Source organism: Planctellipticum variicoloris (assembly GCF_030622045.1).
GTDB classification, from domain to species: Bacteria; Planctomycetota; Planctomycetia; order Planctomycetales; family Planctomycetaceae; genus Planctellipticum; species Planctellipticum variicoloris.
The window spans coordinates 3,694,653-3,721,214 of the sequence record NZ_CP130886.1; the positions used below are offsets into that span (position 1 = coordinate 3,694,653).

The 26,562-nt window shown below is 62.9% G+C and carries 27 protein-coding genes; 12 read left to right on the forward strand and 15 right to left on the reverse strand.

What is annotated here, in order from left to right:
• Positions 1-25: 25 nt before the first annotated feature.
• The 8 genes from SH412_RS14305 to SH412_RS14340 all read right to left on the reverse strand — a co-directional run bounded on the left by SH412_RS14305 (position 26) and on the right by SH412_RS14340 (position 9,159).
• Positions 26-559, reverse strand: coding sequence for a FixH family protein (locus tag SH412_RS14305; RefSeq protein WP_336518687.1), 534 nt, complete (start codon positions 557-559; stop codon positions 26-28).
• Complete coding sequence (gene ccoG, locus SH412_RS14310; RefSeq protein WP_336518688.1) at positions 538-1,929, reverse strand: cytochrome c oxidase accessory protein CcoG; 1,392 nt, start codon at positions 1,927-1,929, stop codon at positions 538-540. Before ccoG ends, SH412_RS14305 begins: the two co-directional genes overlap by 22 nt.
• 43 nt (positions 1,930-1,972) lie before the next feature.
• Positions 1,973-2,551: a cbb3-type cytochrome c oxidase N-terminal domain-containing protein gene (locus SH412_RS14315; protein ID WP_336518689.1), complete on the reverse strand. Its 579-nt coding sequence runs from the start codon at positions 2,549-2,551 to the stop codon at positions 1,973-1,975.
• On the reverse strand, positions 2,548-2,724 hold the full coding sequence (locus SH412_RS14320) for a hypothetical protein (protein ID WP_336518690.1): 177 nt from the start codon (positions 2,722-2,724) through the stop codon (positions 2,548-2,550). The genes SH412_RS14315 and SH412_RS14320 overlap by 4 nt, the downstream gene beginning before the upstream one ends.
• Positions 2,725-2,754: 30 nt before the next feature.
• The gene (gene ccoN / locus SH412_RS14325; RefSeq protein ID WP_336518691.1) at positions 2,755-5,049 is read right to left on the reverse strand and encodes a cytochrome-c oxidase, cbb3-type subunit I; all 2,295 of its coding nucleotides are present in this window, start codon (positions 5,047-5,049) and stop codon (positions 2,755-2,757) included.
• Positions 5,050-5,351: 302 nt separating this feature from the next.
• Positions 5,352-6,704: a sigma-54-dependent transcriptional regulator gene (locus tag SH412_RS14330; RefSeq protein ID WP_336518692.1), complete on the reverse strand. Its 1,353-nt coding sequence runs from the start codon at positions 6,702-6,704 to the stop codon at positions 5,352-5,354.
• A 33-nt stretch (positions 6,705-6,737) separates the two neighbouring features.
• Entirely contained in the window at positions 6,738-7,100 is a 363-nt protein-coding gene (locus SH412_RS14335; RefSeq protein ID WP_336518693.1) for a response regulator, read from the reverse strand.
• Positions 7,069-9,159: a protoglobin domain-containing protein gene (locus SH412_RS14340; RefSeq protein ID WP_336518694.1), complete on the reverse strand. Its 2,091-nt coding sequence runs from the start codon at positions 9,157-9,159 to the stop codon at positions 7,069-7,071. The genes SH412_RS14335 and SH412_RS14340 overlap by 32 nt, the downstream gene beginning before the upstream one ends.
• Here SH412_RS14340 and SH412_RS14345 point away from each other — a divergent pair.
• The gene (locus SH412_RS14345) at positions 9,146-9,532 is read left to right on the forward strand and encodes a hypothetical protein (protein WP_336518695.1); all 387 of its coding nucleotides are present in this window, start codon (positions 9,146-9,148) and stop codon (positions 9,530-9,532) included. The genes SH412_RS14340 and SH412_RS14345 overlap by 14 nt on opposite strands.
• Before the next feature lie 115 nt (positions 9,533-9,647).
• Complete coding sequence (locus SH412_RS14350) at positions 9,648-9,830, forward strand: hypothetical protein (RefSeq protein ID WP_336518696.1); 183 nt, start codon at positions 9,648-9,650, stop codon at positions 9,828-9,830.
• A gap of 237 nt (positions 9,831-10,067) precedes the next feature.
• Here the strand turns inward: SH412_RS14350 and SH412_RS14355 are convergent, their stop codons facing one another.
• From SH412_RS14355 to SH412_RS14375, 5 genes are all read right to left on the reverse strand, one after another.
• The gene (locus SH412_RS14355) at positions 10,068-10,808 is read right to left on the reverse strand and encodes an SDR family NAD(P)-dependent oxidoreductase (RefSeq protein WP_336518697.1); all 741 of its coding nucleotides are present in this window, start codon (positions 10,806-10,808) and stop codon (positions 10,068-10,070) included.
• A 65-nt stretch (positions 10,809-10,873) separates the two neighbouring features.
• Positions 10,874-11,629: an SDR family oxidoreductase gene (locus SH412_RS14360; protein WP_336518698.1), complete on the reverse strand. Its 756-nt coding sequence runs from the start codon at positions 11,627-11,629 to the stop codon at positions 10,874-10,876.
• A 113-nt stretch (positions 11,630-11,742) separates the two neighbouring features.
• Positions 11,743-12,207 carry a carboxymuconolactone decarboxylase family protein gene (locus SH412_RS14365; RefSeq protein ID WP_336518699.1) on the reverse strand — a complete coding sequence of 155 codons (465 nt, stop codon included), beginning with the start codon at positions 12,205-12,207 and terminating at the stop codon, positions 11,743-11,745.
• A 127-nt stretch (positions 12,208-12,334) separates the two neighbouring features.
• Entirely contained in the window at positions 12,335-12,520 is a 186-nt protein-coding gene (locus tag SH412_RS14370; RefSeq protein WP_336518700.1) for a hypothetical protein, read from the reverse strand.
• A gap of 80 nt (positions 12,521-12,600) precedes the next feature.
• Positions 12,601-13,038 (reverse strand): cupin domain-containing protein, encoded by a 438-nt coding sequence (locus tag SH412_RS14375; protein ID WP_336518701.1) that lies wholly within the window; start codon positions 13,036-13,038, stop codon positions 12,601-12,603.
• Between the two features lie 244 nt (positions 13,039-13,282).
• On the opposite strand from SH412_RS14375, the gene SH412_RS14380 reads away from it, so the two are divergent.
• The 3 genes from SH412_RS14380 to SH412_RS14390 all read left to right on the forward strand — a co-directional run bounded on the left by SH412_RS14380 (position 13,283) and on the right by SH412_RS14390 (position 14,362).
• Positions 13,283-13,615: an ArsR/SmtB family transcription factor gene (locus SH412_RS14380; RefSeq protein WP_336524163.1), complete on the forward strand. Its 333-nt coding sequence runs from the start codon at positions 13,283-13,285 to the stop codon at positions 13,613-13,615.
• Positions 13,612-14,052 carry an SRPBCC family protein gene (locus SH412_RS14385; protein WP_336518702.1) on the forward strand — a complete coding sequence of 147 codons (441 nt, stop codon included), beginning with the start codon at positions 13,612-13,614 and terminating at the stop codon, positions 14,050-14,052. The genes SH412_RS14380 and SH412_RS14385 overlap by 4 nt, the downstream gene beginning before the upstream one ends.
• A gap of 100 nt (positions 14,053-14,152) precedes the next feature.
• Positions 14,153-14,362, forward strand: coding sequence for a hypothetical protein (locus SH412_RS14390; RefSeq protein ID WP_336518703.1), 210 nt, complete (start codon positions 14,153-14,155; stop codon positions 14,360-14,362).
• 151 nt (positions 14,363-14,513) lie between these two features.
• Here SH412_RS14390 and SH412_RS14395 read toward each other — a convergent pair whose 3' ends face one another.
• Positions 14,514-18,782 (reverse strand): DEAD/DEAH box helicase, encoded by a 4,269-nt coding sequence (locus SH412_RS14395; protein ID WP_336518704.1) that lies wholly within the window; start codon positions 18,780-18,782, stop codon positions 14,514-14,516.
• Between the two features lie 1,340 nt (positions 18,783-20,122).
• Between SH412_RS14395 and SH412_RS14400 the strand changes: the two genes are divergently transcribed.
• From SH412_RS14400 to SH412_RS14410, 3 genes are all read left to right on the forward strand, one after another.
• Positions 20,123-20,380, forward strand: coding sequence for a hypothetical protein (locus tag SH412_RS14400; RefSeq protein WP_336518705.1), 258 nt, complete (start codon positions 20,123-20,125; stop codon positions 20,378-20,380).
• Between the two features lie 64 nt (positions 20,381-20,444).
• Positions 20,445-21,440, forward strand: coding sequence for a cysteine synthase A (gene cysK / locus SH412_RS14405; RefSeq protein WP_336518706.1), 996 nt, complete (start codon positions 20,445-20,447; stop codon positions 21,438-21,440).
• Positions 21,440-21,628 (forward strand): YezD family protein, encoded by a 189-nt coding sequence (locus SH412_RS14410; protein WP_336518707.1) that lies wholly within the window; start codon positions 21,440-21,442, stop codon positions 21,626-21,628. Before cysK ends, SH412_RS14410 begins: the two co-directional genes overlap by 1 nt.
• Positions 21,629-21,765: 137 nt before the next feature.
• On the opposite strand, the gene SH412_RS14415 is transcribed toward SH412_RS14410, so the two are convergent.
• Positions 21,766-21,981: a hypothetical protein gene (locus SH412_RS14415; protein WP_336518708.1), complete on the reverse strand. Its 216-nt coding sequence runs from the start codon at positions 21,979-21,981 to the stop codon at positions 21,766-21,768.
• 420 nt (positions 21,982-22,401) lie between these two features.
• Between SH412_RS14415 and SH412_RS14420 the strand changes: the two genes are divergently transcribed.
• From SH412_RS14420 to SH412_RS14435, 4 genes are all read left to right on the forward strand, one after another.
• Positions 22,402-22,860 carry a hypothetical protein gene (locus SH412_RS14420; RefSeq protein WP_336518709.1) on the forward strand — a complete coding sequence of 153 codons (459 nt, stop codon included), beginning with the start codon at positions 22,402-22,404 and terminating at the stop codon, positions 22,858-22,860.
• Positions 22,861-23,488: 628 nt separating this feature from the next.
• Positions 23,489-24,844 carry a DUF1559 family PulG-like putative transporter gene (locus SH412_RS14425; protein ID WP_336518710.1) on the forward strand — a complete coding sequence of 452 codons (1,356 nt, stop codon included), beginning with the start codon at positions 23,489-23,491 and terminating at the stop codon, positions 24,842-24,844.
• A gap of 80 nt (positions 24,845-24,924) precedes the next feature.
• Positions 24,925-25,395, forward strand: a complete 471-nt coding sequence (locus SH412_RS14430) for a hypothetical protein (RefSeq protein WP_336518711.1) — start codon at positions 24,925-24,927, stop codon at positions 25,393-25,395.
• A 136-nt stretch (positions 25,396-25,531) separates the two neighbouring features.
• Positions 25,532-26,518: a DUF1559 domain-containing protein gene (locus tag SH412_RS14435; RefSeq protein WP_336518712.1), complete on the forward strand. Its 987-nt coding sequence runs from the start codon at positions 25,532-25,534 to the stop codon at positions 26,516-26,518.
• Positions 26,519-26,562 lie beyond the last annotated feature (44 nt).

Here is a 26,562-nt window from a genome sequence, read left to right on the forward strand (position 1 = left end):
GGTCGACCGGAGACGGATGCGAGGCTCAGCGGAATTTCCACTCTTCGCGGGTCGTCGCCAGGTAGTGCTGGCCGTCGCGGTCGGCGGTCAGTTCGACTTCCCAGAGCCCCTGGCGGCGGACGATGGCATCGCCGACATACTGTCCCGGCGCAGCAGCGTCGGGCAGAAGGGGGACTTCCTGGATTTCGAGCGGTCGGGCGTGGTGGTAGAGCTGCAGTCGCACCTGTGCGTCGGCGAGCGGCTGTCCCGTATCATCCTGGAGGCTGATCGTCAGGCGACGCTTGCCGAACAGATCCGCGGAGTCGGCGGCGACGACCCGCGACTTCCAGCCGAGAGCGGCGCTGGCCTGACGGGCGGCGACGACGTCGTCCCAGTGCATGGCGCGCTCGTGGTAATTGGGAATGACGGCAAAAGCCGGATCGCTGACGGCCAGCAGGGCTGCGAAGCCCCCCATCAGCACCTGGAGCACGAGGAGCCCGACGACCAGTCCGGCCCACTTCCAGCGGGCAACGGTCTCCAGCTCTTCGGGAGTGCGGGTTATGGTCCCAGCAACCGACATGGAATGGTCCTTGGCTGATGTTTGTCGTCGCGGAGGATCAGTTGAATGTCGCGGGCGCCGACGGTGAACGACTGACGGGGGGCTGTGAGCAGCAGGGGCTGAGTCACGGTCTGATCGGGCTGCAGCGTCAGTGTGCCCTCCCCTGCGTCGAGGGTGACATCGCGATCCTCCTCGCCGAGAGTGATCGAAAGCGTCAATGGCGTTTCGGTTCGATTGACGAGCTTGATGCGGAGCGAGTTCTGCACGCCGCCGTCGGCGGTCACGACAAATGGCATGCCCAGGTTGCGGAGGACGGTGACGTCGACCGGCTGCCGGTTTGCGAGCACGGTGAGAAATGCGCCGAAACTCCCGAGGAGCAGCAGCGGATAGAGGACCATGCGGATGCGGAACTTCTTTGTCGGGGCCCCGTCGATGGTGTCCTGGCAGGCGTAGCGGATCAGGCCGCGCGGACGGTGCAGACGGTCCATGATCTCGTCGCAGGCGTCGATGCATTGTGTGCAGTGGACGCACTCCATCTGCAGGCCATTGCGGATGTCGATGCCGGTGGGGCAAGTTCGCACGCAAAGGCCGCAGTCGACGCAGTCGCCGACTTTCGGAGCGTCCTGCAGGACCGGGAGTTCCTTGATCGGTTTGCCGCGCGGTTCGCCGCGGAGTCGGTCGTAGGCCACGATCAGCGACCGGCGATCGAGCAGGACCGACTGGAAGCGTCCGTAGGGACAGGCGACCAGGCAGAGCTGTTCGCGGAAGTATGCGAAGTCGAACATCATCAGGCCGGTCGTCACCGCCATGACCAGAAAGGGGACCATATGTTCGACCGGGGAGCGGCGGAACCAGTGAGACAGGCGGTCAACGCCGACGAAGTAGGCCAGGAACGTGTGGGCCAGGATCGTCGAAATCACGAGATAGACTGCGAGCTTGGCAATCCGCTTCCAGGCGGCTGGAGGACGCACGGGGCGACCGCCTTTGCCGAGGGTGCCATCGAACAGACGCTCGATAGGCCGATAGACAAATTCGAGGTAGACAGTCTGCGGGCAGGCCCAGCCGCACCAGACCCGGCCGAAGATGGCGGTGAGCAGGAAGATCGTGAGGAACAGGCTGACCATGAACAGCGCCAGCAGCAGCGTGTCGGTCGGCAGGAAGGTCAGCCCGAAGAACGTGAAGTGGCGGGTGATGACGTCCAGAAAGATGGCCGGCTTTCCGCCGATTCGGAGGTGGGGAAGCAGGACGAACACGACGATCAGGCAGATGCCGACCAACCGGCGGGCATGCCAGTAGCGTCCCTTCGACAGACGCGGGAGCAGCCAGCGCCGGGAGCCGTCGCTCTCCAGCGTGGAGAGAACAAGTTCCTCGGGTTCGAGCATGGCAGACATGGGACACTTCCTTCAGCCCGCGCAGGTGGCGGGCCGACGGCGACTAGCCGCGCCAGGGAGGAATGACTTTGGCTTCCGGTTCCGGGGCCTTGGCGTTGGGGGGATTGGAGCCGCGGAGCGAAGCGACATAACAGGCGACGAGAACCAGTTCGTTGGGGTGCAGCCGCTGTCCCCAGGCGGGCATGGCCCGTCCGCCGGCCCCCTGAGCAATCACTTTCGCGACGTCTTCAATGGTTTTGACGTTCTTCCAGGAGTCGTCGCAGAGATTCGGTCCGACCTTGCCCTCGGCACTCGGTCCGTGGCACGAGACGCAGTTGGTTTTGAAGACCGACTCGCCGACGGCGAGCCAGCGTTTGTCGTCGAGATACTTGAGGAGCGTCGCGCGATCGGGCTGCAGTTCTCCCAGCTCTGCGAATTGCTGCCGCAGGTTCTGGGCGACGGCGTCGTTGTACTGATCGTGGATCGAGCGTCCGGGGATGCCCGCATGGAAGTAGGCCCAGTAGAACGGGCAGAAGGCGATCGAGCCGACGAAGAGCCAGACCCACCAGCCCGGGAGCGGGTTGTCGTACTCCTGAATGCCGTCGTAGGAGTGATTCGTCAGTTCTTCGGGAGTGTTGCTCATCGAAACGCTTTCTTCGTGCCGTCCGTCAGGGGAATATCAGCCTGCTGGCGAGCTTCTTCCGGACGCGTGAGCCAGGTCTGCAGCAGGACGACGAGAAAACTCCCGACGAACAGCACCAGAGCGACTTCCGCGCAGATTTCGTAGTTCAGAGTCTGCAGTACGTCTTTGATCATGACCTGCTCCTTGTGGCGTGCGGTCAGCGGCTACGGTGCTGCGGGCGTTTCAGACGGCGCTGCAGCAGGCTGCTCGCCGGATTTTGCGGGTTCGCCCGCCGGGGTTGCTGCGGGAGTAGTCAGGTCCGTGCCCATTCGCTGGAGGTAGGCAATCAACGCAACCACTTTCTTGTCGGCCAGACCTTCCGGCCCCTGCTGCTTCGCGATTTCCGCGGCGATCAATTCGGCCTGCTCATGGGCCATGGCTTCGGCTTCGGTCAGCTCCCGCGTGTAGGGCGCTCCGAGCCAGGCGACCGCCTGCACGCGTTCCTGGATCGTTCGGAAGTTCAACTTGTCCTTCTCTAACTCCGGAAAGGCCGGCATGATCGAACCGGGAATGAGCTGCTTGGGATTGCGGAAGTGGATGAGATGCCACAGATGCGACTGCCGGCCTCCTTCGCGAGCCAAGTCCGGCCCGATCCGGCGGGAGCCCCACTGGAACGGGCGGTCGTAGATGAACTCGCCCGGCTTGGAGTATTCGCCGTACCGCTTGGTCTCGGCGAGCATCGGTCGGATCATCTGCGAGTGGCAGTTGTAGCAGCCGTAGCCGACGTAGAGGTCGCGACCGGCCAGTTCGAGCGGCGTGTAGGGTTTGACCGAGGCGATCGTCGGGACGTTGGACCGGATCAGGAAGGTCGGAATGATTTCGAACAGCGAGGCCACGACGACTGCGATCACCACCCAGACCGTGAACCGGACCGGCAGACGTTCCCAGCGGCGGTGCCATTCCAGCCGCGACCAGACATCGAGCGACTTGGCTGTGTCGAGCACGGCCCCCAGTTTCGATGGTGCGATCGGAGGATCGACATACTCTTTCCGCAGCGGGGAGGCGGTATAGACCGGGTCGTCGTAGACGGCAGGCCGCGAACGCCAGGTCATCAGGAAGTTGACGCCCAGCAGGACGACGCCGGAGAAAAAGGCGAATCCGCCAAGAATGCGTAGCCAGTACAGCGGGATCAGGACGCGGACCGTCTCGACGAAGTCGGGGTACATGAGCTGCCCCTGCTCGTTAATCGCCCGCCACATCAGCCCCTGGGTGAGGCCGGCGACGTAGATCGGAACGATGTAGAGCAGGATGCCGACGGTTCCCAGCCAGAAGTGCCATTCGGCCAGCCGAGTGCTCCAGAGTTTGGTCTGGAAGATTCTCGGCAGGAGCCAGTAGAGCATGCCGAAGGTCATCATGCCGTTCCAGCCGAGGGCGCCGCTGTGGACGTGGGCGATGGTCCAGTCGGTGTAGTGCGACAGGGCGTTGACGGCTTTGACCGAGAGGAGCGGGCCTTCGAACGTCGACATGCCGTAGAACGTGATGCCGACGACGTAGAACTTCAGCACGGGATCGACCGTCACCTTGCGCCAGGCGCCCCGCAGCGTCAGCAGGCCATTGATCATGCCGCCCCAGGAGGGCATCCAGAGCATGATCGAAAACAGCATGCCCAGCGTCGACGCCCATTCCGGCGTCGGGGAATAGTGCAGGTGGTGCGGGCCGGCCCAGATGTAGAGAAAAACGAGCGACCAGAAGTGGAGAATGCTCAGCTTGTAGGAGAAAACCGGTCGCTCGGCCGCCTTGGGCAGGAAGTAGTACATGAGGCCCAGGAACGGCGTGGTCAGGAAGAAGGCCACGGCATTGTGACCGTACCACCACTGCATGAAGGCGTCCTGCACGCCGGCGTAGACGGAGTAGCTCTTGAAGAGGCCGACGGGGACGACCAGATTGTTAAAGAGGTGCAGGACGGTGACCGTCACGATGGTGGCGATGTAGAACCAGAGGGCGACGTACAGGTGACGCTCGCGGCGGTTGAGGAGCGTCATGAAGAAATTGACGCCGAAGAACCCGGCCCACACGACCGCGATCGCCAGATCGATCGGCCATTCGAGTTCGGCGTATTCCTTGCTCTGCGTAATGCCGAGCGGCAGCGTGATGGCCGCCGAGACGATGATCGCCTGCCAGCCCCAGAAGTGAGCCCAGCTCAGCCGGTCGCTCCACATCCGGGCCTTGCACAACCGCTGCGTCGAGTAGTAGACCGCCGCGAAGATGGCGTTGCCGGCGAACGCGAAGATCGCCGCGTTCGTATGGAGCGGACGGAGCCGACCGAAGGAGGTCAGGCCCATTCCGAAGTTCAGGGCGGGGACCGTGAGCTGGTGGGCGATGATCAGTCCGACCAGCATGGCGACGAGGCCCCAGACCAGCGTCGCCAGGGCGAAAGCCCGAACGATGGCGTCGTCGTAGCGAAACTCTTCAAGCCACTGGCCGGCGGGCTGCTCTTCAGAAGGACCGTTGGCAGTCATGTCGTGCGGGATCCTGCTCCGGACTGGTCGGGACGCGAAACCTTCGCGACCTCGTCGGCGACGCAGAATCGCAAGTGGCGTACCGCCGGAGGCAGGTCGCAGAATTCGCTGCGGAATGTGCCGCTGATTCCCGGTGTCGGGAAGATTCCCGCCTCCAAAGACAGGAAATCTGCCAGTCGGCGGGAAGTGATCGCAGTTTCCCGTGACGCTTTCACGAACCGTGTGCTGCCGCGAGTGTGCGATGCCGCACATCGGCGAGCGAATCCGCACACCGCGAGACTGCTGCCGAGCAGGACAAGTCGCTACTCGATGCCGTACTTTTCAAGCAGCCGGTAGAGCGTTCGCCGAGTCACGCCGAGGGCCTGGGCGGCGCGAACCTTATTTCCGCCCGCCTGCTGGTAAGCGTGCAGAATGTGACGGCGGTTGGCGGCTTCGAGGTCCTCGCCAGCCGTCGCTTCCGGAGCGGTTTCGCTGGACTGACAACCCGCGACAACCTCGGGCGGAAAGTTGGCCAGTTCGATCAGGTTGCCGGTGGCCAGGATTTTCGCCCGCTCGATGGCGTTTCGCAGTTGTCGCACGTTACCAGGCCAACTGTAGCGGGCCAGTTGGTCGGGGAGCCCGGCTTCACTCTCCCAGTCCGGCCCGGCAAAGTGTTCGATCAACCGCGGGAGATCTCCGCCCCGCTCCCGCAACGGCGGCAGAGTGAGTGTCAGAACATTGATCCGGTAGAACAGGTCCTCGCGGAATCGCCCGGCACGCACTTCGGTCGCCAGATCGCGGTTCGTCGCCGCCAGCAGACGGACCCGGACTTTGCGTTCTTTGGTAGAGCCGACCCGCCGGAACGATCCATCTTCAAGCACTCGCAACAGTTTCGCCTGCAAGCCCGGAGCGAGTTCCCCGATTTCGTCGATGAACAGCGTCCCGCCGTCGGCCACTTCAAACAGCCCCTGCTTCGCGGACTGCGCCCCGGTGAACGCGCCTTTTTCATGACCGAACAGTTCGCTCTCGAGCAGCGATTCGGGAAGCGCCGCGCAGTTGATGGTGACGAAGGGATGGTCGCGCAGCGGGCTGGTTTCCGCGAGCGCCTGGGCCACCAGTTCTTTGCCGGTGCCGCTCTCCCCCTGGATCAACACTGGCTTGTCCGTGGGCCCGACTTTGCCGATCAGTCGGAAGACCTCCAGCATCGGAGCCGATTCGCCGACGATCCGATGGTCTGGACGCTGCTGGCGCAGCAGTTCTTTGAGCTGCTGATTCTCGCGTTTGAGTCGCTGATTTTCGAGGACTCGCTGCAAAGTGGCGTCGAGTTCCTGCAGTCGGACCGGCTTGGTGAGAAAATCCGACGCCCCGCGCTTCATGGCTTCAACCGCGGTGGTGATCGTCCCCTGCCCCGACAGCATCACGACGGCGCATTCGTCCTGCCCGGCGGCGCGCAACTGATCGATCAGATCGACGCCGGAACCGTCCGGCAGCACGAGGTCGACGATCGCCAGGGGGATTTCGTGTGACTGGAGGATTTCGACGGCGGCACGGAGGCTGTCGGCTTCGACGGTCTGATAGCCGAGGCGACAGAGGTTGCGGGCCATCTGCGTCCGCAGTTCGCGATCGTCGTCAACGAGCAGCAGCTCGCAGACTCGTCGTTGCCCGGCTGCTGTCATCCGCCGCAGTGCCTCACCCGGAGTTCCGCCCGATCAGTCCGGCACGGCGGCCAGAATGGCCGCTTCGAGATCGGTCCGCCGGACCGGCTTGTTCAGGTACGACCACGTCGGAGCATCGCCGGCGGGATCGACGGGCGGATTATAGGCCGAAATGAGGATTGCGGGAATGCGATGGCACTTCCAGATTTCTCGAACCGCTTGATCGCCATCGAGTTGCGGCATCCGGACGTCCGTGATGATCAGGTCCGGCAGGAGCGAATTGCAGGCGGTCACGAGATCGGCACCATTGTCGACGGCGGCGACGACGTCGTGGCCGAGGCGTTCGAGCACTTTCTGAAAATAATCGCGGATTTCGGCCTCGTCGTCAGCGATGGCGATCCTCAGCGGGTGAGACATGGTGCACTCGGGGAAGCAGGATGCGGAACTCGGCGCCTTGCGCTGGGGCGCCGATCTCGATGCGGCCGCCGTGAGCAAGGAGAATTCGTTCCGCAATTGCCATGCCCAGACCGGTTCCTTTCGCTTTCGTGGTGAAGAACGGCTCGAAAACCCGCCGCCTGATCTCGTCGGCCATCCCCGGACCATTGTCCGCGACGATCAGTTCGACGGCGGGCTCTCCGTCCACCGTCGCAGTAATCGCCGCGACTCCCACTTCAACCGGGTCGGGACAGGCCGCGAGCGAATTTTCAAACAGATTGCGGAGGACCTGTTCGATCCGGAAGGGATCAAGGTCGCCGATCGCCAGCTCGTCCGAAATGTCCACCTGCAGATGCGCGCGCCGGCGCCGGTGGATCTCAAAGAGGCTGTCCCAGGCGGCTTCGACGAGCCGGCGGAGGTCCACGGCTTCGCGGGCGAGGACGATCGGGGCGGCATAGTTGCGGACTTCGTCGAAGAGGGTCTTAAGATCGTCCTGGGCGGCTCCCAGACGCTCGAGCACCGGCAGCACATCGGGTCGATCTTCCAGGTCCAGTTCCAGCGTCTCGGTGGAGGCTCGCATGCGCTGCAGCGCGTTCCGCGCTTCGTGGGCCAGGCCGGTGATCATCTGGCCGATGACGGCGAGCCGTTCGGCCTGCAGCGCCTGCTGTCGACGGGACTCGGCATCAGTAATGTCGTGGACCAGCCAGACTTCATCGGTCGCCGACCGGAAGGCCACCACTTCGATCAATCGTTCGGCGCCGTCCTGGCGTTTGAGCAGTTCTCGATGACGAGTCACCGCCCCCTCGGATGAGAGCGGAAGTCCTGGATCGGGAAGGAGCTGCACCGCGTCAACGTCGCGGACCATGGACTTCCATTGCCCCAGATGCGTCAGCTCCGTCCGGCTGAATCCCGTGATGGCCTCGACCGCCGCATTGATGAACAATTCTTCGTCGACGACGTAGACGGCGCCGGCAGGCAGGCGATCGACGAGGCGCTTGAGGCGCCGTTCGCTGGCCTGCCAGCGGCTCGTCTGCCGCATTCTTTGCAGGGCGGCCGCGAGGAGGTTCGTTAACGACTTGATGAAATCTCCGTCGGCGTCTGTCAGTCGAATGCGGGTCGTGAAACCGACGGTCAGCACGCCAAAAGGTTCTTCGTCGTCGCCAATCGTGGCAACGAGACCGCTGATCAGTCCAGCGTCGACCAGGACGGGAGGGAGCGTGAAGCGCGGATCGGCCCGGAGATCTTCGCTGATCAGCGGATCGGTGCTGCGCAGGGCGGCGGCGAACCAGTCCTGCGGCTCCGCACAGAGCTGCCGCGCCGCCGCGGGCCACCCGGACTCGGAGACGACGCGCCAGCAGTCCAGCCCGGGGACCGGTACCAGGACGGCGGCGGCTTCCGGTTTGAGGCTTTCAACCACCGCCAGCAGCCCGGCATCGAGAAGCTCTTCCAGCGTGGTCCCTCCCAGTGCCCGCTCGCTGATCCGGGTCAACCAGCGCTGCTGCAGCAGGCGCGCCGAGTGAATGGGAGTCTGCCGGGCGTGGAATTCGGCGTCGTAGGCCGCGTGAATCACGATCTGATCCAGATCGAGCAGCCGATTGAGAGTGGCGCTCAGCGACAGCAGTCGAGCCGATTCGCTCCCCGGCTGGCGTTGCAACACGGCCAGCATCTGCATCCGCAAGCGGCTCAGGGCGGCGCTGACATAGATCTGGTCCAGGCCGATGAGGACATGGCGATACCCGACCTGCCAGCGTTTGCGGACGTAGGCTTCGTCGTAGTCGCCGCTCAGAAGCTCGTCGAGCCAGACTCCGAGGCTCGCTTTCAAGCGTTCGATCTGGCGCTGGCCGCCGGTCATGACCCGGCTGGCGGCGGGGTGTCGCACCAATTCGGCATAAAAGTCAGTGACGAAGGCGGCAGCCTCGGGCGCCAGGCATGCTCGCAGGGCCGGGACGTTCGCATCGTCGATTGCAGACCAGCCTAAGTACTGCTGCAGCTCCAGGAAGCGTTGCGGCGATAGCACGGTTTCGGGGATGGGGGATGACACGCGTGTCGAGTTCCTTCCTGAGTCCTGGCTGCACGCAGTCGTTCGGCGGGCGATCACCGACAAGCTGTCGATGATCGCCGCCAAAGACGGTTTCATCGTGTCGCAGAGTGCGGTTCTCGACGACGGCTTCGCCGACGTCAACGCCGGCTTGAAGTATAACCTCTACAAGAACGCCGAGACTCAGACGCTCTTGAGCGCCGGTCTGACGTACGAACGTGCGGTCGGCAGTCACCGGGCCATCCAGGGGAACGGCGACGACGAATTCCACCTGTTCGCCACCGGCGGGACCGAATTCCTCCCCGGCCGGCACGATGGCACGGGAAGCGGCTTCCGGCTGCCGGTCAACCGATCCGGCCGAAATCCGATGTCGTAATGGTCGAACCACATCGACAATAGGCCGGGCTGCTCGCCGTTCGATCTCTTCACCGAAGCGAACTGGCGCCACGACATGTCGTCTGCGGACGAGTTTCCGCTGGCCGTGGGGGGGGATGGATCTGTTCGACTTCGGGGCGCCGGGAATTGCCGGGAACGACGTTGTCACCGGGGCGTGGGAGCTGAAGTACAAGCCGGGCGATCACCTCGAAGTCGGCCTGGCCTACGAGATTCCCTGGAACCAGCGGCGGGACATTCTCCAGGACCGGCTGTCACTCGACCTCATCATCCGCTTCTGAGAGCTGCGATCCCCCTCGTGTTTGAGATCCCTCGCGCGGCAGGGTCCTCAACCCTCCGCGCAGGGGACTTTTCGTTGGATGGTCGATATCGGCGACTCCCGAGGGCCCGTCCCACTCAAAATGCCGTGCCGACGAAGGTCGATTCTCCGCCAGATCGGCGATCGCGGCAAGTTCGGAATTCCGCGAAGTCGAGCGGAGGCCGTCATTCCCGAAGAGATCGAATCGCCATTGCAGCGTTCAGGTCACCCCCAGTCCTCCATCGACGGCCACGATTTGACCGGTGACCCAGGCGGCCGCAGGATTCGACAGGCTCACGATCCACGCGGCGACATCTTCGCATGTCCCTCGACGTCCCAAGGGGATTCGCTCCGACTCCTCCCGCTTGATCTGTTCGATGACGGCGGCAGGGAGACCCGAGGAAGTGAGTATCTCCGTCTCCGTTGGCCCCGGTGCGACGGCATTGACCCGAATTCGGTAAGGCGCCAGCTCCAGCGCCCAGCAGCGAGTAAGATGTTCCAGGGCGGCTTTTGATGCCGCATAGTGGGAAATCGTCGGCGCGGCCTTGTGCCCGAATGTGCTGGAAATGTTGACGATGGAGCCTTGAGACGCTTTCAGAGCGGGCAGAGCCGCCCGGCTCAGCAGACTGGGAGCCAGCACGTTGGTAGCGAACAGAGCCGTCACCGTCTGCTGGTCGATCTCCGCCAGAGGTCGTTGAACGAAGCTTCCGGCGTTATTGACCAGGACGTCAATACGCCCCCAGCGCTGGATTGCCGTCTGAATCACGCGTTCCAGGTCGGCCTCAAGGAGGAGATCGGCGGGAACCGGGACGATCCGATCGGAAACGCTGGCAGTCTCTTCAAGAGGAGCGGCCCGCCGTCCCGCAATCACCACCCTGGCCCCTGCCCCGGCAAACTGGATCGCAGTGGCACGCCCGATGCCAGTCCCTCCCCCCGTGATGATGACGACGCGTTCGTGCATTTCCAGTTCCTCCAATTCGACTCGGATCGGCCCCTCCGCCGATCAGGTTCCGGCCTGCAATCGGCTCATTTCTGCGGAACGGAACGCGCGAGCCAATCCGCGAAACGTGTCGGACCGATGCGCGGGCGATCGCCGGGCGTGAGACTTTGATCGTCGACGGAAATGCCGAAGTAGCCGGCCGCGGGATCTGTAACGACCTCCCGAGCGTCGTGACTGGCGATCAGAAAGCGTCGTATGAGTTCGTCCATGCGAATGGGTTCAGGACCGGCAAGGTCGATGGTTTCATTCAACGGCTGCGCAATGGCGACATCGGCCAGCCCGGCGGCGACGTCGTCCGATGCGATCGGCTGCATCATGGCCGCCGGCAGCCGAACCGTTTGCCCGACCGTCGCTGACTGGGCGATGGCCCCCGTGAATTCGAAGAACTGCGTCGCGCGAACAATCGTGAACGGCCTGCCCGAAGCCTTGATCAGGTTCTCCTGAACCAGCTTGGCGCGAAAGTAGCCCATCGCCAGCAGTCGTTCCGTCCCGACCACCGACAGCGCCACGTGATGCCGCACGCCGGAGACCGTTTCCGCGGCCAGGAGATTCCGCCCCGACGCCTCGAAGAACTCCATCGCGACTTTGTCCTCGAACGAGGGCGAATTCGCCACGTCGACGACGACCTGAGCGCCTGCCAGGGCCTCCTTCAATCCCTCGCCGGTGACGGCGTTGACTCCCGAGGATGGGGACGCGGCGACGACTTCGTGGCCGCGCTGGCGAAGGTTGTTCACGACTTTTGACCCGATCAGTCCGCTGCCGCCAATGACGACGATCTTCATGGTTTGGTCCCTTTCTCAAGCGATGTCAGACAATGGTCTTTGACAGGTGACATGGAAGGCGCAGGAATTCCGGCATGGTTATTCGAGGTGCTGCAAACACAACTCAACATCGCTCAGTGAGCCGCTCCGGGGGCCTGATAGTCTCCTGGAACAGTCCCCAGTCCGATATTGACCCGATTCCAGGCATTGATTGCGGCGATCGCCCAGGTCAGATCCGCAATCTCGCGGTCCTGAAACTGCTCGCGAACCCGCTCGTGGACGACGTCCGGAACCGGGCGATCTGCGATGCGGGTCAACTCTTCCGCGAGAAGCAGCCCCGCACGTTCCCGCTCGGTGTAATAGGGCGATTCCCGCCAGGCCGGGAGGCCATAGAGCCGCTGTTCGGTCTCTCCGGAAGCGCGGGCGTCTTTCCAGTGCATATCGATGCAATAGGCGCAGCCGTTGATCTGGGAGACGCGGAGCTTGATCAGCTCGCGCAACGACTTCTCGATGCTGCACTGCGCCAGATACTTTTCGACGCCGAGCAGGGCGCGGTAAGCGTCCATGCTCGACTTATCAACTTTAACGCGGCTTTCCATGGTTCTGTTCTCCGTTTCAAGTGCGAAGACCGGTGCTCGCCGGCGGTTGGCATTCGATAGGCCGAATGACAAGCCGGAAATTTGAGTCGCAGCGCGCCCTGCGTGAAAAACCTTCGGGATTCCGAATTCAGGCAGCTCCGCAGCGCCGGGCGGTCGTCTTCACCAGACAACCTTCGGGCGAAATCACCTTGCTGGCCCCCTGGAGACGCAGGAATGCGTCCTGCACGGCGTCCTCGGCAACGGCCACGCCGCCCGGCATGCGGTAGGCCACAGACATCATCCGCAGCCGCAATTCGCTGATGCTCTCGCTCATACCGACCGACTCCTTCGAAAGTCGGGCAACATTCGCGTTTCCGGCATGGCGTCCGGCGGCCATGCGCGAGGGTGGTCTCCTCAATGGCGACGCCCCTTCACATCCTCCGGGATTGCGATTTCCTTGGCGTCACGAGGATGCAGCACCACGGCAATCAGGCGGGTGCGCCCCTCCGCAGCGGGGTTCTTCGACACCCGGTGCAGACATCCGGTCGGCTCATAGAACGACTCGCCGGCCTTGAACACTTTCGTCGGCTGGGCGTCAATGCCGAGCTCATACTTGCCTTCCAGCACATAGACGAACCCCGGCCCCGGGTGCCGGTGAGGCAGGCCCGATTGCCCTGGCTCTAAAGTCACCTCGACCACCGTGACTTTCGCGTCTTTGCCGTCCAGCTTCTCCTGGATGTCCTGAGAGGAAATGACCTTGACCGACTCTCCCTCTTCATGGTGGTCAGCAAATGCCATCGCACCGACCGCGAACATCGCCCCGGTCGCAACCCATTGTAATCCACGGTTCATGACGATCCACTCCTGTTCGATTTTGCGGCCGCTGCGGCGGATGTCGTCGCAGCTCAGTTCTCCCATCCTGCAACAAGGACGATGGACCTCCGGCTTCTGTGACAGACCGCGAGCCGTTTTTCTCGAATTCCGTGATCTGCCCGCGGAGTCGCCAAGGCCACAGGACCGTAAGAAGTCGCGTTGCACCAGCAGGCGAGGTTCGCCCCCCTTGACGCGTAATCTTTTCCTTACGTATATTGGCGGCATGAAAGCGACTTCCCCGCGAGAACCGGATGTCTTTGGGGCGATCAGTCATCCCGCACGTCGCCGGATGCTGGATCTCCTTGTCGAGTCCGACCGCTCCGTGAACGGAATTGCGAGCGAGTTCCCGATGAGCCGCCCCGCGGTTTCCCAGCACCTCCGCATCCTGCTGGAGGCAGGGCTCGTGACGGAGCAGCGGCATGGCCGGGAGCGACGTTATCGCCTCGTCCCCGCCGGGCTCGGCCCGGTGCGGGAGTGGATCGCGCACTACGAGCAGTTCTGGGACGACCACCTCCAGCGTCTCCAGTCGCTCCTCTCCAGATCGAGCCAGAAATGACCAGATCGATACAAAGACAGATCGCGATTCCGCAACCACGGGAACAGGTCTGGCGGGCCATTACAGACCGCGCCACCCTCGCCGAGTGGATGTTTCCCAACGACTTCGAACCGCGTGTCGGACACCACTTCACGTTCCAGGTCCCGCCAAACCCCAAGGTCGGTTTCGAGGGGCTGGTCGTGCGCTGCGAGGTGCTGGAGTGCGAACCGCCGACCACGCTCGTGTTCTCGTGGTCGGCGGCAGAACTGGTCGATACTCGGGTGAGTTTCCGGCTCGAGTCGGAGGGCGAAGGAACGCTCGTTCTTTTCGAGCATGCGGGCTTCGACCTTTCCCGCCAATTTGGCGAGCAGGCTTTTCGGGGTGCAGAGTTTGGCTGGGCGAAGATGCTCAAGCAGCTTGTCGTCGTGGCCGCAGGCCAGACAGCCAACCGCAAGTAAGAACGCATTGTAAAGACGGCCAATAGACCGTCGCCCAAGGTCCTCTATCCGTCTCGACGCATCACTATCGATCAATCTCAAGAACGAAGGTCACATCAACATGCGAGAAGGCGCCAAACGGTCGATTGTTCGCTGGATTCACATCGTCTTCAGCATTCCGATCATCGGTTACGTATACAGTCCGTTTGAAGAAATCCCCAAGTACGCCGCGCCGACGCGGTTTGTGTTCCTGCCGGTCCTCGTCCTGTCCGGTCTCTGGATGTGGAAAGGCCATGTCGTTCGACGACTGATGGCAAAGCGCACCGCCTGACAAGGTGCTGACTGCGACCGGAAAACCGCTCAGGAAATGAGCGGATAGATGGTTGAGAGCCAGGCGAACTCGAAGGCCGGGGTCCCTCGCTGCCAGACGAGGAATTTCAGTCCGGCGCGAAGTCATCGCAGGCGGTTTCGACGCGACGCAATCACGACGCGATCATTTCCGCCTCGACGGGCAAGTCTTCTCGTTCCAGCCGTCCAGAGACAATCCGCACCGAATACCCTGGCGAAGCCGGGACCCGCGGCGTGCCGCCAATCCGCCCGGTCAGGTTCAACGGATCTGTCGCGGAAAGGACGATCGGCTGATCGCTGTCATCTCCCGCGGATCGGAGAGGAGCAATCACTTCCGGCAACGCGTACTGTTCTCCGGAGACGCCGGAAACGAACCGGCCGCCGCGGATTTCGCCACGAGCCTCCAGTCGACGATACGTGCGGACCAGTTCCGGCCATGAAGGAGCCGCCGATTCGTTCGCCAGGAGATCGCGGAACATGACGCCGTATCGACGGAGCAGGAGCCGGCACCAGTTTTCCGTCCGTTCCGTCTCTTCGACTTGCGGAAGCAGTGGAGACCGCAGCAGCGTCCACCGCCCTGCGGACGGATCGGACAGCCCGGCTCGGGCATAGCGGGCGCTGCGCAGACGCGATCGTTTCAACTTGCGCTCATTGTCGGTGGCGAGGAGCGATCGCAGCGCCGGGAAGCCGTCGCTGGTCACCAGTCCCGCCGCGGCCAGTTCGCCGAGAACATCTTCCACCTGGCTGGGGAGCAGTTGCAGAAACGTTCCCAGTTGTGCCGGGAACAAGGCTCCGTAGCGGACGAAGGCTTCGTAAGCGGCTTGGGCATTGCTCCCGAGTCCCGTAAGCTGAAGCGTGGTCTGTTCCGGCGCAGGGGGAAGCAACCAGGGCAGATCCTCGCGCAGCATCAGAGTGATGGGAGTCGAGCGAGTCAGCGATTTCATCGGCCGACCGCTCGTCGATCCCTCCATCGCTCCCTGAACTGGCAGCGGACGCAACCGACCCCACATGGCCTGGCCGAAAAAGGTGACGTTGTCGAGCCAGCTCGTGCTGAACGATTCCATCCGCGCCGGCAACAGGAATCTTTCCCAGTGGCCGGCGGGGGCTTCAAATCCTTCCAACTGGCGCAGCGCCGTCAGAAGGCCCCCCTGTTCGCGGAGCTTCAGCGATGGATGGATGCAATGGTGCCGCAACAGAAACTGCAGAAACTGCTCCGGTGGAACCGGAGCGATCTGGCGTCGCAGCCCTTCGAGCGTAAACCGGTGAATGCGCGACAGCAACCGGCGGTCGCACCACTCCAGCTCGCCGGCTCCACAGAACCGTCCTCGCAACACCGCCCCCTGCGTTTCCAGCGTGATCAGGGCGATTTCGATTTCGGCGGGAGACAGCCCGACAAGATGGCGCAACGCGGTGATCGTCGTCGGTCCCAGGGACTCCATCTGCCCCCGGACGAGATTGACGATCGCCTCTTCCCGCGACCAGTCGATGCGGACTCCTGGAGGGACGTTGACGTCCGGGCGAGTTTCGGCATCGGGCCAGACCGTCCGGATGAGCGGCATCCGCTCGGTCGCCGCCCAGAGGGTCCGGCTGCGCGGTTCGTGCTGGGATCGGGCGGCGCTGGTCACGACCGTCGCGCGACCGGCGTCACGCAACTCGTTGAACCACTTCCGCCATTCGGACCGATCCGGATCGAAGATCCCCCCTTGCGACAGCAGGACATCGTGGAGCTCATCCGCGTCCCGGACCAGCGGCCAGGCTTCGGACTTCACCTGGGCAATGGCGTCGGGATCGAGTCGGGCCAGGTCGCGGAGGGCTTCGACCTGCAACGTTCTTCGCATTGCGACGGCCCTGGCCCGACGTTCCTCCAGCGGGGCGTCGTCCAGGAACGCGTAGGGCTGCGCATTGAGGAGCTCGTGCGAGAACGGCGACGGCTCGCGCGAATCGAGCCCGACGACTTCGATTCTCCCCGCTTCCAAATCCTGCAGAACCGTCATCAACCCCGCCAGATCGGAGGCCTCCTGCAAGCAGTCATCGACCGTCTGCCGGACGAGAGGATGATCGGGCACTTCGATGTCCCCGACGACATGTTCCTGGCAGGCGGTCTGGGCGGGAAACACCGCGGACAACAGATCGTCGGATCGCATCCGTTGCAGGTGGGGCGGCACTCGTTTTCCGTGCATCGCCCGCTTGAGCTGCAAAGCCCGCGTCACGTTCCAGCGCCACCGGTTCTTGAAGAACGGCACCGCCAGAAACGCCTGCACCAGGACATCTCGGGCAACGCGCGAAGGCACCAGATTGAACATCTGCTCGAGCGGAAAACTGTGCTGTTCTCCCAGTGAGAGGACGATGCCGTTGTCTCCGGCGGCCGCCTGAAGTTCGAAGTCGAACGACCGGCAGAACCGCTTGCGCATCGCCAGCCCCCACGCCCGGTTGATTCGCGTCCCGAACGGCGCGTGCAGGACCAGTTGCATCCCGCCCGATTCATCGAAGAATCGCTCGAACAGGATTTTTCGTTGCGTGGGAACCATTCCCGTCGCCGCCTGCTGGGCGTCGACGTACGTCAGCAACTGCTGAGCCGCGGGCTCCGTCAGCCGGCATTCGGTCATCAGTCGATCGCACGCCGTTGCACGCTCTGTCCGGTCTGCCAGCAGCGCCTGAATTTCCTCGCGGAGCACGCCGACTTCCGCGGAAAGTTCAAAGGTCCGCCCAGGGGCCTCTCCCAGCCAGAACGGAATGCTGGGGGGCGCTCCATGAGCGTCAGAGACGACGACATCACCGCCCCGCACGTACCGAATCCGCCAGGAATTGTTCCCCAGGAGAAAGATGTCGCCGGCGTTGCTTTCAATCGCAAAATCTTCGTCGAGAGTGCCGACCGTCGTCCGGTTTTCGTCGTCCGTCACCACGCGGAAACTGGCGATCTCCGGAATCGCTCCGCCGCAGGTAATCGCCGTCAACCGGGCGCTCTTACGGGCGCGCAAGCGACCGTTCACGCGGTCCCGATGCAGGTACGCTCCCCAGCGACTCCGCTGCGGCGAGATCCCTTCGCCGAGCATCTCCAGGACGGCGTCAAAATCGGTCCGCGGCAGGTCCCGATAGGGATACGCCTGCCGCACCATCTGGTACAGGCCCTCTTCATCCCAGTCTTCGCACGCGACAGCGGCCACAATCTGCTGGGCGAGAATATCGAGCGGCGCGACGGGAATCTCCACACGATCCAGCCGGCCGTTCCGCACCGCGTGGATCAAGGCCGCGCATTCCACGAGCTCATCCCGCGTCAGCGCGAACAGCCGTCCTTTGGGAACCGCCCGCAATGAGTGCCCGGCCCGGCCGATCCGCTGCAGAAACGTGGCGATCGACCGCGGGCTCCCCACCTGGCAGACCAGATCGATGTGCCCCACATCGATCCCCAGTTCCAGCGACGCCGTCGCGACAACCGCCTTCAGGCTCCCGTCCTTCAACCGCTGCTCGACCTGCTGCCGACTGCTGTGGGCCAGGCTGCCGTGATGGGAAAGGACGTGATCTTCCCCCAGGCGTTCGGTCAGTTGATGGGCGACCCGCTCGGCCATCTTCCGGGTATTGACGAAGATCAGCGTACTGCGGTGCGACTCGATCAACTGCACCAGATGCTCGTAGACCTCCGCCCATTGTTCGTGGCTGCAGACCGCCTGCAGATCGCTGGCGGGCGTTTCCACTCCCAGATCGAGATCCCGCAGGTGGCCGATATCGACGACCGATGTCCGCGGTCGCCCGCTCCCGGACAGGTATTGAGCCAACTCGTCGAGCGGTTTCTGAGTAGCGCTCAGCCCGATCCGAACTGGTCGCCGCTCGCACAATGCCTCCAGTCGTTCCAGCGACAGAGCCAGATGGCTTCCCCGCTTGTCCCGGGCGACGGCGTGGATCTCGTCGACGATGACCGTCTCCACGGACCGGAGCATCTCCCGGCTCTTGTTGCCGGTCAGAATCAAATACAGCGATTCCGGCGTCGTAACGAGAATCTGCGGCGGCTTGCGAACCATCTGCTGACGTTCTCTGGGCGGCGTATCCCCGGTCCGCACAAACGCCCGAATGGCGGGACACTCCGGATACGTCTCCTGAGCCAGCCGCAGGATCTCAGCGAGCGGCTCCTGCAGATTTCGCTGAATATCATTGGACAACGCCCGCAACGGCGAGACGTATACGACATACGTCCGGTCTTCGAGTTCCCCCGCCAACGCCAGGCGCAGCAGCCGATCCAGACTCGCCAGGAACGCCGTCAACGTCTTGCCGGTCCCGGTCGGGGCGGCAATGAGGGTATCGCGCTGCAGGCGGATCTCGGGCCAGCCCTGCCGTTGAGTGACGGTGGGCTCGCCATACCGACTGGCAAACCAGCTCTGGATCAGCGGATGAAAAGACGCGAGTGGCAAGGCCTGCTTCCGTGGACCTGCTGGAAGAATGCTCGGATCAGTCCCCGGACATCTGGCGAGGACAACCCTGTCATTATATCCAGCCTGCACACGGACGGCGTTCGTCGTTCCGTAAGAAAAGTAGGGCGAGCGGAGGTGTTCGCTCGGCGACAGATTCAACAGAGGGAAGTTGCCACGCCCCCGCGGGGACACTCGTCGGGAAGGAACGCAGGCTCAGCGGAGAGTGGGTGGCTGGGGTCGGGCGTCTGCGACCGCCTCCAGCGAATGCAAACTGGCTTCAATTCTGGGGGCTCGAAGACTCGCCCCCAGCCACCCGCCGGCAACGGATTTCTCCAAACGCAAAATCGGCGTGTTCGTCAGGAGACTGCCGCCTCAGAACGCCCGACCCCGGTCAACGAGGATTTCAGCGCCGCGGAGAAACGAATCGCGGCGCGCCATCGACCGCCGGTCCCGACGCTTTTCTTCACGTCGCTCCGTCCCGCACGTGTCGTCGTCACCGGATGTTCTTTGTCGTCGCCGGCGGCTGGCCCACGCAGAACAGGTGCGAATCGCCGCGGATGAACAGTTGTCCGACGGACACAGCCGGCGTCGTCTGAACGATCTCGCCAAGTTCGTTACGGGCGAGTTCCTGGAAATCGGAGCCGGCGGCGATGACCGTGCAGGCGCCGGAGTCCTCGAAGAGATAGATCCGGTCGCCAACGGCGATCGGCGAGCTGTAGACCTTGCCGAGCTTGCGGCAGGTGGTCAGCGCTTTGCCGCTGAGGCAGCCCGCGGGAAATACTCTACCTCCTCTGGAGGTGGATGGTGAGGCTCCATTTTGGCAGCGCTGGCGAGCGTCGCAGTCTGTCGGCGATCGGCCGAAAGGCGGCTCTGCCGATGGTCACTCCGGTGTTGCAGACCCGGCCGAGGCCATGCACGAGCGGCTTCACGCCGCGCCAGGTCATGGTTTTGGCTCACGCCACGGCGGCTTCCACGGTATTCAACAGAGTACCGTTCCAGTGATTCTCCAGAACTCCCCAGCAACGCTCCACGGGTGTTGTACTTGCTGTGATAGGGCGGGGAGTCCGCCAGTTCGACGGTCAGGTCGTGACGGTCGGGAAATTCCACCAGCCGTTTCATAAATTGCGCAGAAACTGGCGATTTCGAGACCGTTGTCCAGATCGATTTGCAGGCGACTCACATGGCCTTGGCCGTCGCGCCGGCTGGTCCGCCGCCACTCCAGCGCGTCGGCGCTGACGTCACTCGTATCGCGGGACGTGCCGAAGGCGATGTCCATCTGCTGCGCCGGCACTTCCAGAATCCCGGCCGGAGCGAGGCCAGCGTCGGCGGGGGGGCACGTCATGATCGGCGGCCTGTACGGCGGCAGCGCCGCGCGCCAGACCACCGCGCGAAAGCTCGCCGATCCTCACCTTGGCCTTCGTGTCGAGCGGGATGCGGAGCGTTTCCGGTTTGCGGGCGGACTGGGCTGCGTCAACCTGGCCGCTCTGCACGCGGCTTCAACGCGAAAGTGCCGACGACCGCAAACTATCACCTTTTTTGTCGTTTATACTATTGCGAACGATGACCGACTTCCGATACGATTCCTCGCGGAAGAATGACGACCTCGCCAATCGCAGAAATCCCGGAGCATGCGGCTCCGGCGTTCCACGGGAGCCTGAACTCATGGGGATTTTCGAGGACAATCTCCATTCCATCGGCCGCACGCCGCTGGTCCGCATCAATCGCCTCGCCGCTGAACTCTCTGCGACCGTCCTCGCCAAAATCGAGGGCCGCAATCCCGCTTACAGCGTCAAATGCCGGATCGGCGCTGCCATGATCTGGCAGGCCGAGGCCGACGGCAGCCTTCAACCCGGCGGACACATTGTCGAGGCGACCAGCGGCAACACCGGAATCGCCCTGGCTTTCGCCTGCGCCGCCCGTGGTTACTCCCTCACGCTGACCATGCCGGAAACCATGTCCATCGAACGCCGGGCGATGCTTCGCTCGTATGGAGCGCACGTCGTCCTGACGCCCGGCGCCGACGGCATGCGCGGCGCAATTCAGAAGGCGGAAAAACTCGCAATGCAGCCGGGCTGGTTCATGCCCCGCCAGTTCGAAAACCCCGCCAATCCGCAGATCCACTTCCGGACAACCGGGCCGGAGCTCTGGGCCGAAACCGCAGGAAAGCTCGACGTGTTCGTCGCGGGAGTGGGCACCGGCGGAACGATTACCGGCGTCGGACAGTTTCTCAAACGGGATCGCGGCGCAGACGTGCATATCGTCGCGGTCGAGCCCGCCACGAGCCCGGTCCTGTCGGGAGGCGAACCTGGCCGGCATAAGATTCAGGGAATCGGCGCTGGATTCATCCCGGCCATTCTCGATCGTTCCATCATCGACGAAGTCCTGCTGGTCACGGACGAGGAGGCATTCGACACGGCCCGTCGACTCGCCCAGTACGAAGGGATTTCGTGCGGCATCAGTTGCGGCGCCGCGATGGCCGTGGCGCTGCGCGTGGCCGCCAGACCGCAATTGGCTGGCAAAACCGTCGTGACCGTTCTGCCCGATGCCGGGGAGCGATATCTGTCGACGGCGTTGTTCGACGGTTACAGGGACCCCGAGCCGACGTTTCCGTCGTCGCTGCCAACTCCTTTCGACCCGAATGACGTCGGAGACGTGTGATGGATCAGCCTGCTTCCATGGACCAGTCGAAGTTACGCACAGGCCCATTGACTGAGACCGTACTCGCAGCGCTCGCGGAAGCGCTCCGCGGCGTGCGCTACGGCACAGTCACCGTTGTCGTTCAGGACGGTCGCGTGGTGCAGATCGACCGGACCGATCGTCGCCGTCTGAAAGCGGAGCAAGAGTAATTTGCATTGGAAACGCGGTCTCGGCCAGGCCCGCCGGGATCGTTGGTCGTGACTCGTCGCGGAGAAACAACAAAAACGGTCCGGGAGAGCATTCTCCCGGACCGTTTTCTCGTGCCTGAACTCACCGCCGGCGGAGATCAGTTGTTGCGCCAGTTCCAGGTTTCGAGCAGTGCACGCTGCGAAAGGTCTCGCCGGGCCTCGTCATAGGCGGCTTGGTAGACCGTCTGAAACGCCGCGGAGACGCCCTGCCCGCCAACGTTCACCAGTGTAAAGCCGGCCGGACATCGACAGTCAACCTGCGGCTTCGAAACGCGAAGACGGGTTGGAATCGACGAAATCCGGTTGCGCGACATCTTGAACACCTCAGACGGAAACAGAATGGTTCGACTGGCACTCCAAATACATCACCAATCCAGTCGTGAATATTCTATCGTCGAGCCGGAGACTGTCAAACCAATCAGACGAGACGAATCCGAAATTTTCCCAGACGACGCAAACCGCCCGCCGTTACAAACGGACTCCCGAGTCCCGACACAGCCCATCCGCGAAACGCCGTCGCAATCCGCGAATTCCACACAAATCCCTCTTGAGCCGCGGTTTGCACTCGCTTAGAGTGCTCGGCGACTCTCTTGCTCCGACCCGTCCACGGGCGGCCCTCTCTCGCATTCGATCCTGTACCGACCCCTCCCCGGCGGAGGTCCGGATCAACCGGCGGCACGCGACGCGGAATGTCCGCGCCGACTGGGCCGCCGCCCCCGAAAAGGAGTCCTGGGATGGCTGGAATGATGATGCTGGAGCGATCTGTCGGAACCGCGTGTCTGCCGGGAATGTCAGCGGCGGCGAGCCCTGCAGCCACGACCGGCAATACGCTGATGGTGCCCCGCTGCACGATTCGCGTCGAAAAGTGCGCCGGCGGCGCAAAGCTGCACTGCGTCTGCGATGACGAGCTGGCTTGCGCCACGTTGCAGAATCTCTGCAAATCGCTCTGCGACGGCCTCTGCTCCGTGAACTGCCTGATGAATGGAATCTGCGTCTGTCAGTGCAATTTCGCGATGTGCCATTGCACGTGCGAGTGCACGCCAGATGGCGTCTGCATCACCTGCTGCTCGGGCGACGAGGCCTGTTGTCAGATGGTTCAGGCGTGTTGCGAATGCCTGGCTCAGTGCCTGGCGGCCGGGTGCAATTGCTGCGTCTGCTTCAGTGGCACTCCGGTTTGCTGTGGTTGCTGCTAAGGGATTGATTGGCTGCGTTGCTGCGGCAAAGAGTGGTATCGACAGGGGCTCCGCCAGATTGGCGGAGCCCTTTTTTGTTTTGCAAGTGATTGCAGTGCGGCGAGTTGCGCCAAGACGAACTCGTCGCGCCAGAAAATCCGATAAAATCGATTGACATTTCTGTCTGATGCTCCGATAATAAATCCATCACCAAATTGGTGATCGTTATGGCGAGGGGACTGGACCCCGCCTGTCTGTTGCTGAAACGCTGCACGCTGACTGGTCGTCCGGAGGCTGCAGAGACCCCAGGAAGGTCTCGCCATGTCTGTCACACGTTTCGCTCTGGCCGCTCTTGAAGCCGCTCCGGTTCTCGCCGTTGAGCCCGGCCCCGCTCCCCGCATCCATTCCAGCACTGCCGCGGACACTCTGTGTTGTCCGGCCAGCCTGCGGAACTGTGCCGCCGTCACTGTCGCCCGTTGTTGTTGACGGACCGCGTCGGTTGCCTCATCCGCGTCTTGCCCGGCCTGCCCGCCTGAGGATCGTCATCTGATCCTCGCGTTGTCGTTGGCGGTCGGTGCAGCTTCTTCAAATTCCTGCGCACACGTTGCGGCCGCGGTCGCCGTGCGCCCTGTGCTGGAGCTTTAGCATCATGGTTGCCATTCGCAGTTTGCGTCACCTTCCGGAAGATCAGCAGCTCGAACGCCGTGTATTGAGCGGTCTCCTGTCTGCCGATCCGATTCGCTTCCGGCATGTTTCGGTCAGTTCTCGCCGCGGCGTCGTGGTGCTGCTGGGATCGGTCGCGTCGGCCGACGCCCGCTCCGCCGGATTTCATGCGGCGCTCAATATTCCGGGCGTCGAAACGGTCATCGACGGCCTGCGGGTCGAAGAGCCGCAGACATTGCGGTCCAGGCCGCTAGGCCCAGTCTATCTCGATGCTCCTGTACCGCGGACTCAAGTTGCCGCTTATCAGCTTTCCCCCGTGCCTCAAGTGTCTCCGTCGATCAACGCCCCTACCTCCTACAAGCCGCTTCGCAGCCGCGGCTTCACCCTTATCGAGCTGCTCGTAGTGATTGCAATCATTGCCATTCTGATCTCGCTTCTTCTGCCGGCCGTGCAGCAAGCCCGCGAAGCGGCCCGGCGAACGCAGTGCCGGAACAACTTGAAGCAGATCGGGCTGGCGCTTCATAACTATCACGACACGTACAACACACTGCCGCCCGGTGTGGTCCACAAGTCGGGCAATCAGAACATTGCAGCACTCGGGTCGTATGGCTGGGGGACTTTTATACTGCCGCAACTGGAGCAGGCGACGATGTTTCAGGCGATGCAGTCGAACGGCGTCGACCTCGACACCCTGCTGCGCAATACCGCGAATCCTGCAGTGCAGGAGCTCCCTAAGAAGAGTTTCCCGTTTTACCGCTGCCCGTCTGATACCGCGCCGGATCAGAATTCCAAGCGAGAGTGGGACGCCCCGTACAGCGCGTTCTTCAATGGTCTGCCGGTGCATCTGGGGACCTCCAACTATGTGGCTGTCTCCGGTTCCCGGTGGTCCACCCCCGAGGAGTGGGTTGTTGCAGGTAAGGACCCGTTCGGTTCGTTCTGGGGCGACAGCAAGATCAACTTCCGCGACTACACCGACGGGCTTTCTAACACGTTTGTGATCGGCGAACGGGACTGGCAACTCGGCTGGGCCGCCAACTGGGTGGGCCAGCGGAACTACGTCGGGACCGGCATCTGGGGGTCGCGACAGAACCTCGCCATCCTGGACGTCAAGATTAACGATCCGCTCCTACAGCCGAACGGCAACCCTGCAGTCTCGCGGGCTTTCAGCAGTCGGCACACCGGCGGAGCGCATTTTCTGTTTGGCGACGGTCGCGTGCAGTTCCTCAGCGAGAACATCCAGTTCAACAACGTGCAGCCCGCTCAGCAGTCGCCCAACAACAATCTGGGAATCTTTCAGCGACTGGGACGCCGCAACGACGGACTCGTGATTGGCGAGTACTAAGTCGAGCGATCTCCGCGCCTTGGAATGGGGCAGAGAGCCAACCGTTGAAGCAGATACTGGTCTGAAAGGAAATCACTACTATGCGGTCAATGAAGTTCACGCTGGCTCTCAGCTTTGTTTTGGCGACACTCGTGTCAACGGGTTGCAGCCGTGGTCCTGAGCTGGGAACCGTGCACGGCAAGGTGATTCAGAACGGCGTTGCCATTCCGTTTGCGTATGTGCAATTCACGCCGGTTGATCCACCGGGAACCTATGGCGCGGCATACGCAGACGAGAATGGGAACTACTCATTACGGTTTTCGCAGACGCGCAATGGGGCTCCTGTGGGCCGCCACGATGTTCTCGTTCGAACGGCAAAGCGTGATGAGATCCAGGTCGAGGATAAGAACACCGGCCTGATGGTCACTCCCAAACTGCCGGAGGGCTACAAGGCCAATGTTCAAGTTCAATTCGAGCAGGTCGTCAAGTCCGGCGACAATCAGATCGACCTCGAACTGGCAGCAGGCACCGCACTTGTCGCCGAGGACGACAACCGTTTGCGACGACGTTAGCGGCGTTGGATTGAGGAAGAACGCCTCTCGACCGCCGAGGTCAATCCGCGGACTGCACGTCTGGGAGTGACGACGCCTGCCGAGGATTCCCTGCAGCACTCCGCTCGCATACCGAAATTTGAGAAGGAACGCTTACATGTATAGCAAATGGTCGCTCCGCGTCGATCGCAGCCGCGGCTTCACCCTCATCGAACTGCTGGTCGTGATCGCGATCATCGCGATTCTGATCGCACTGCTGCTCCCCGCTGTCCAGCAGGCTCGCGAGGCGGCTCGGCGAACGCAGTGCCGGAACAATCTCAAGCAGATCGGCCTGGCGTTGCACAACTATCACGATGTTTACAACGTCCTGCCGCCGGGGAATGCGCTGTCGAGTCTGTCGCCGACGGCGCCGTATGCAGTGAACCTGACGACGGCCAATCGAGCCGCCGGCTACGGCTGGGCGACGTTTATTCTTCCGCAGATCGATCAGGCCCCGCTGTTCAACCAGTTGAACGTCAACGGCCTGGAACTGGCCCGGCTGATGCAGCAGGCGCCGTTGCGGCCGCTCGCGCAGACGCGCATCACGGCATACGTCTGCCCGTCCGATACCGCCCCCGAGTTGAACAATCAGCGAGGGTTCACCAATGCCATCTTTGGCGATACGGCGGTCGCCACCTCGAATTACGTCGGCGTGCACGGCACCCGCTGGACTCACGCCAACGAGTGGATCCTGAATCAGCAAGATCCGTTTGGAGTCTTCTGGCCAGGCAGCAAGGTGCGGATTGGCGATATCACAGACGGCGCCAGCAACACGTTTCTGGTCGGAGAACGGAACTGGGACAACCTGAGCGCCATCTGGATCGGAACCCGCAACTACACGGGCAATGGCGATGTCGGACTGCGGCAGCACCTCGGCATTACGAACTGGAAGATCAACCTGCCGGGCAACAACAGCCCGCGGGCCTTCCACAGCAACCACGTCGGTGGGGCGCACTTCTTGTTCGGCGACGGCCGGGTGCAGTTCATCAGCGACAGCATTCACTTCGACAACAGCCTGGCGACGGCTGGGGATCCGAGAACGATGAAAGGGACCTATCAGCGACTGGGGATGCGGAATGACGGGAGCGTGCTCGGTGAATACTAAACCACGCCTGATCACAGCGGCTCGCGGACAAGTGTTCGCGACAT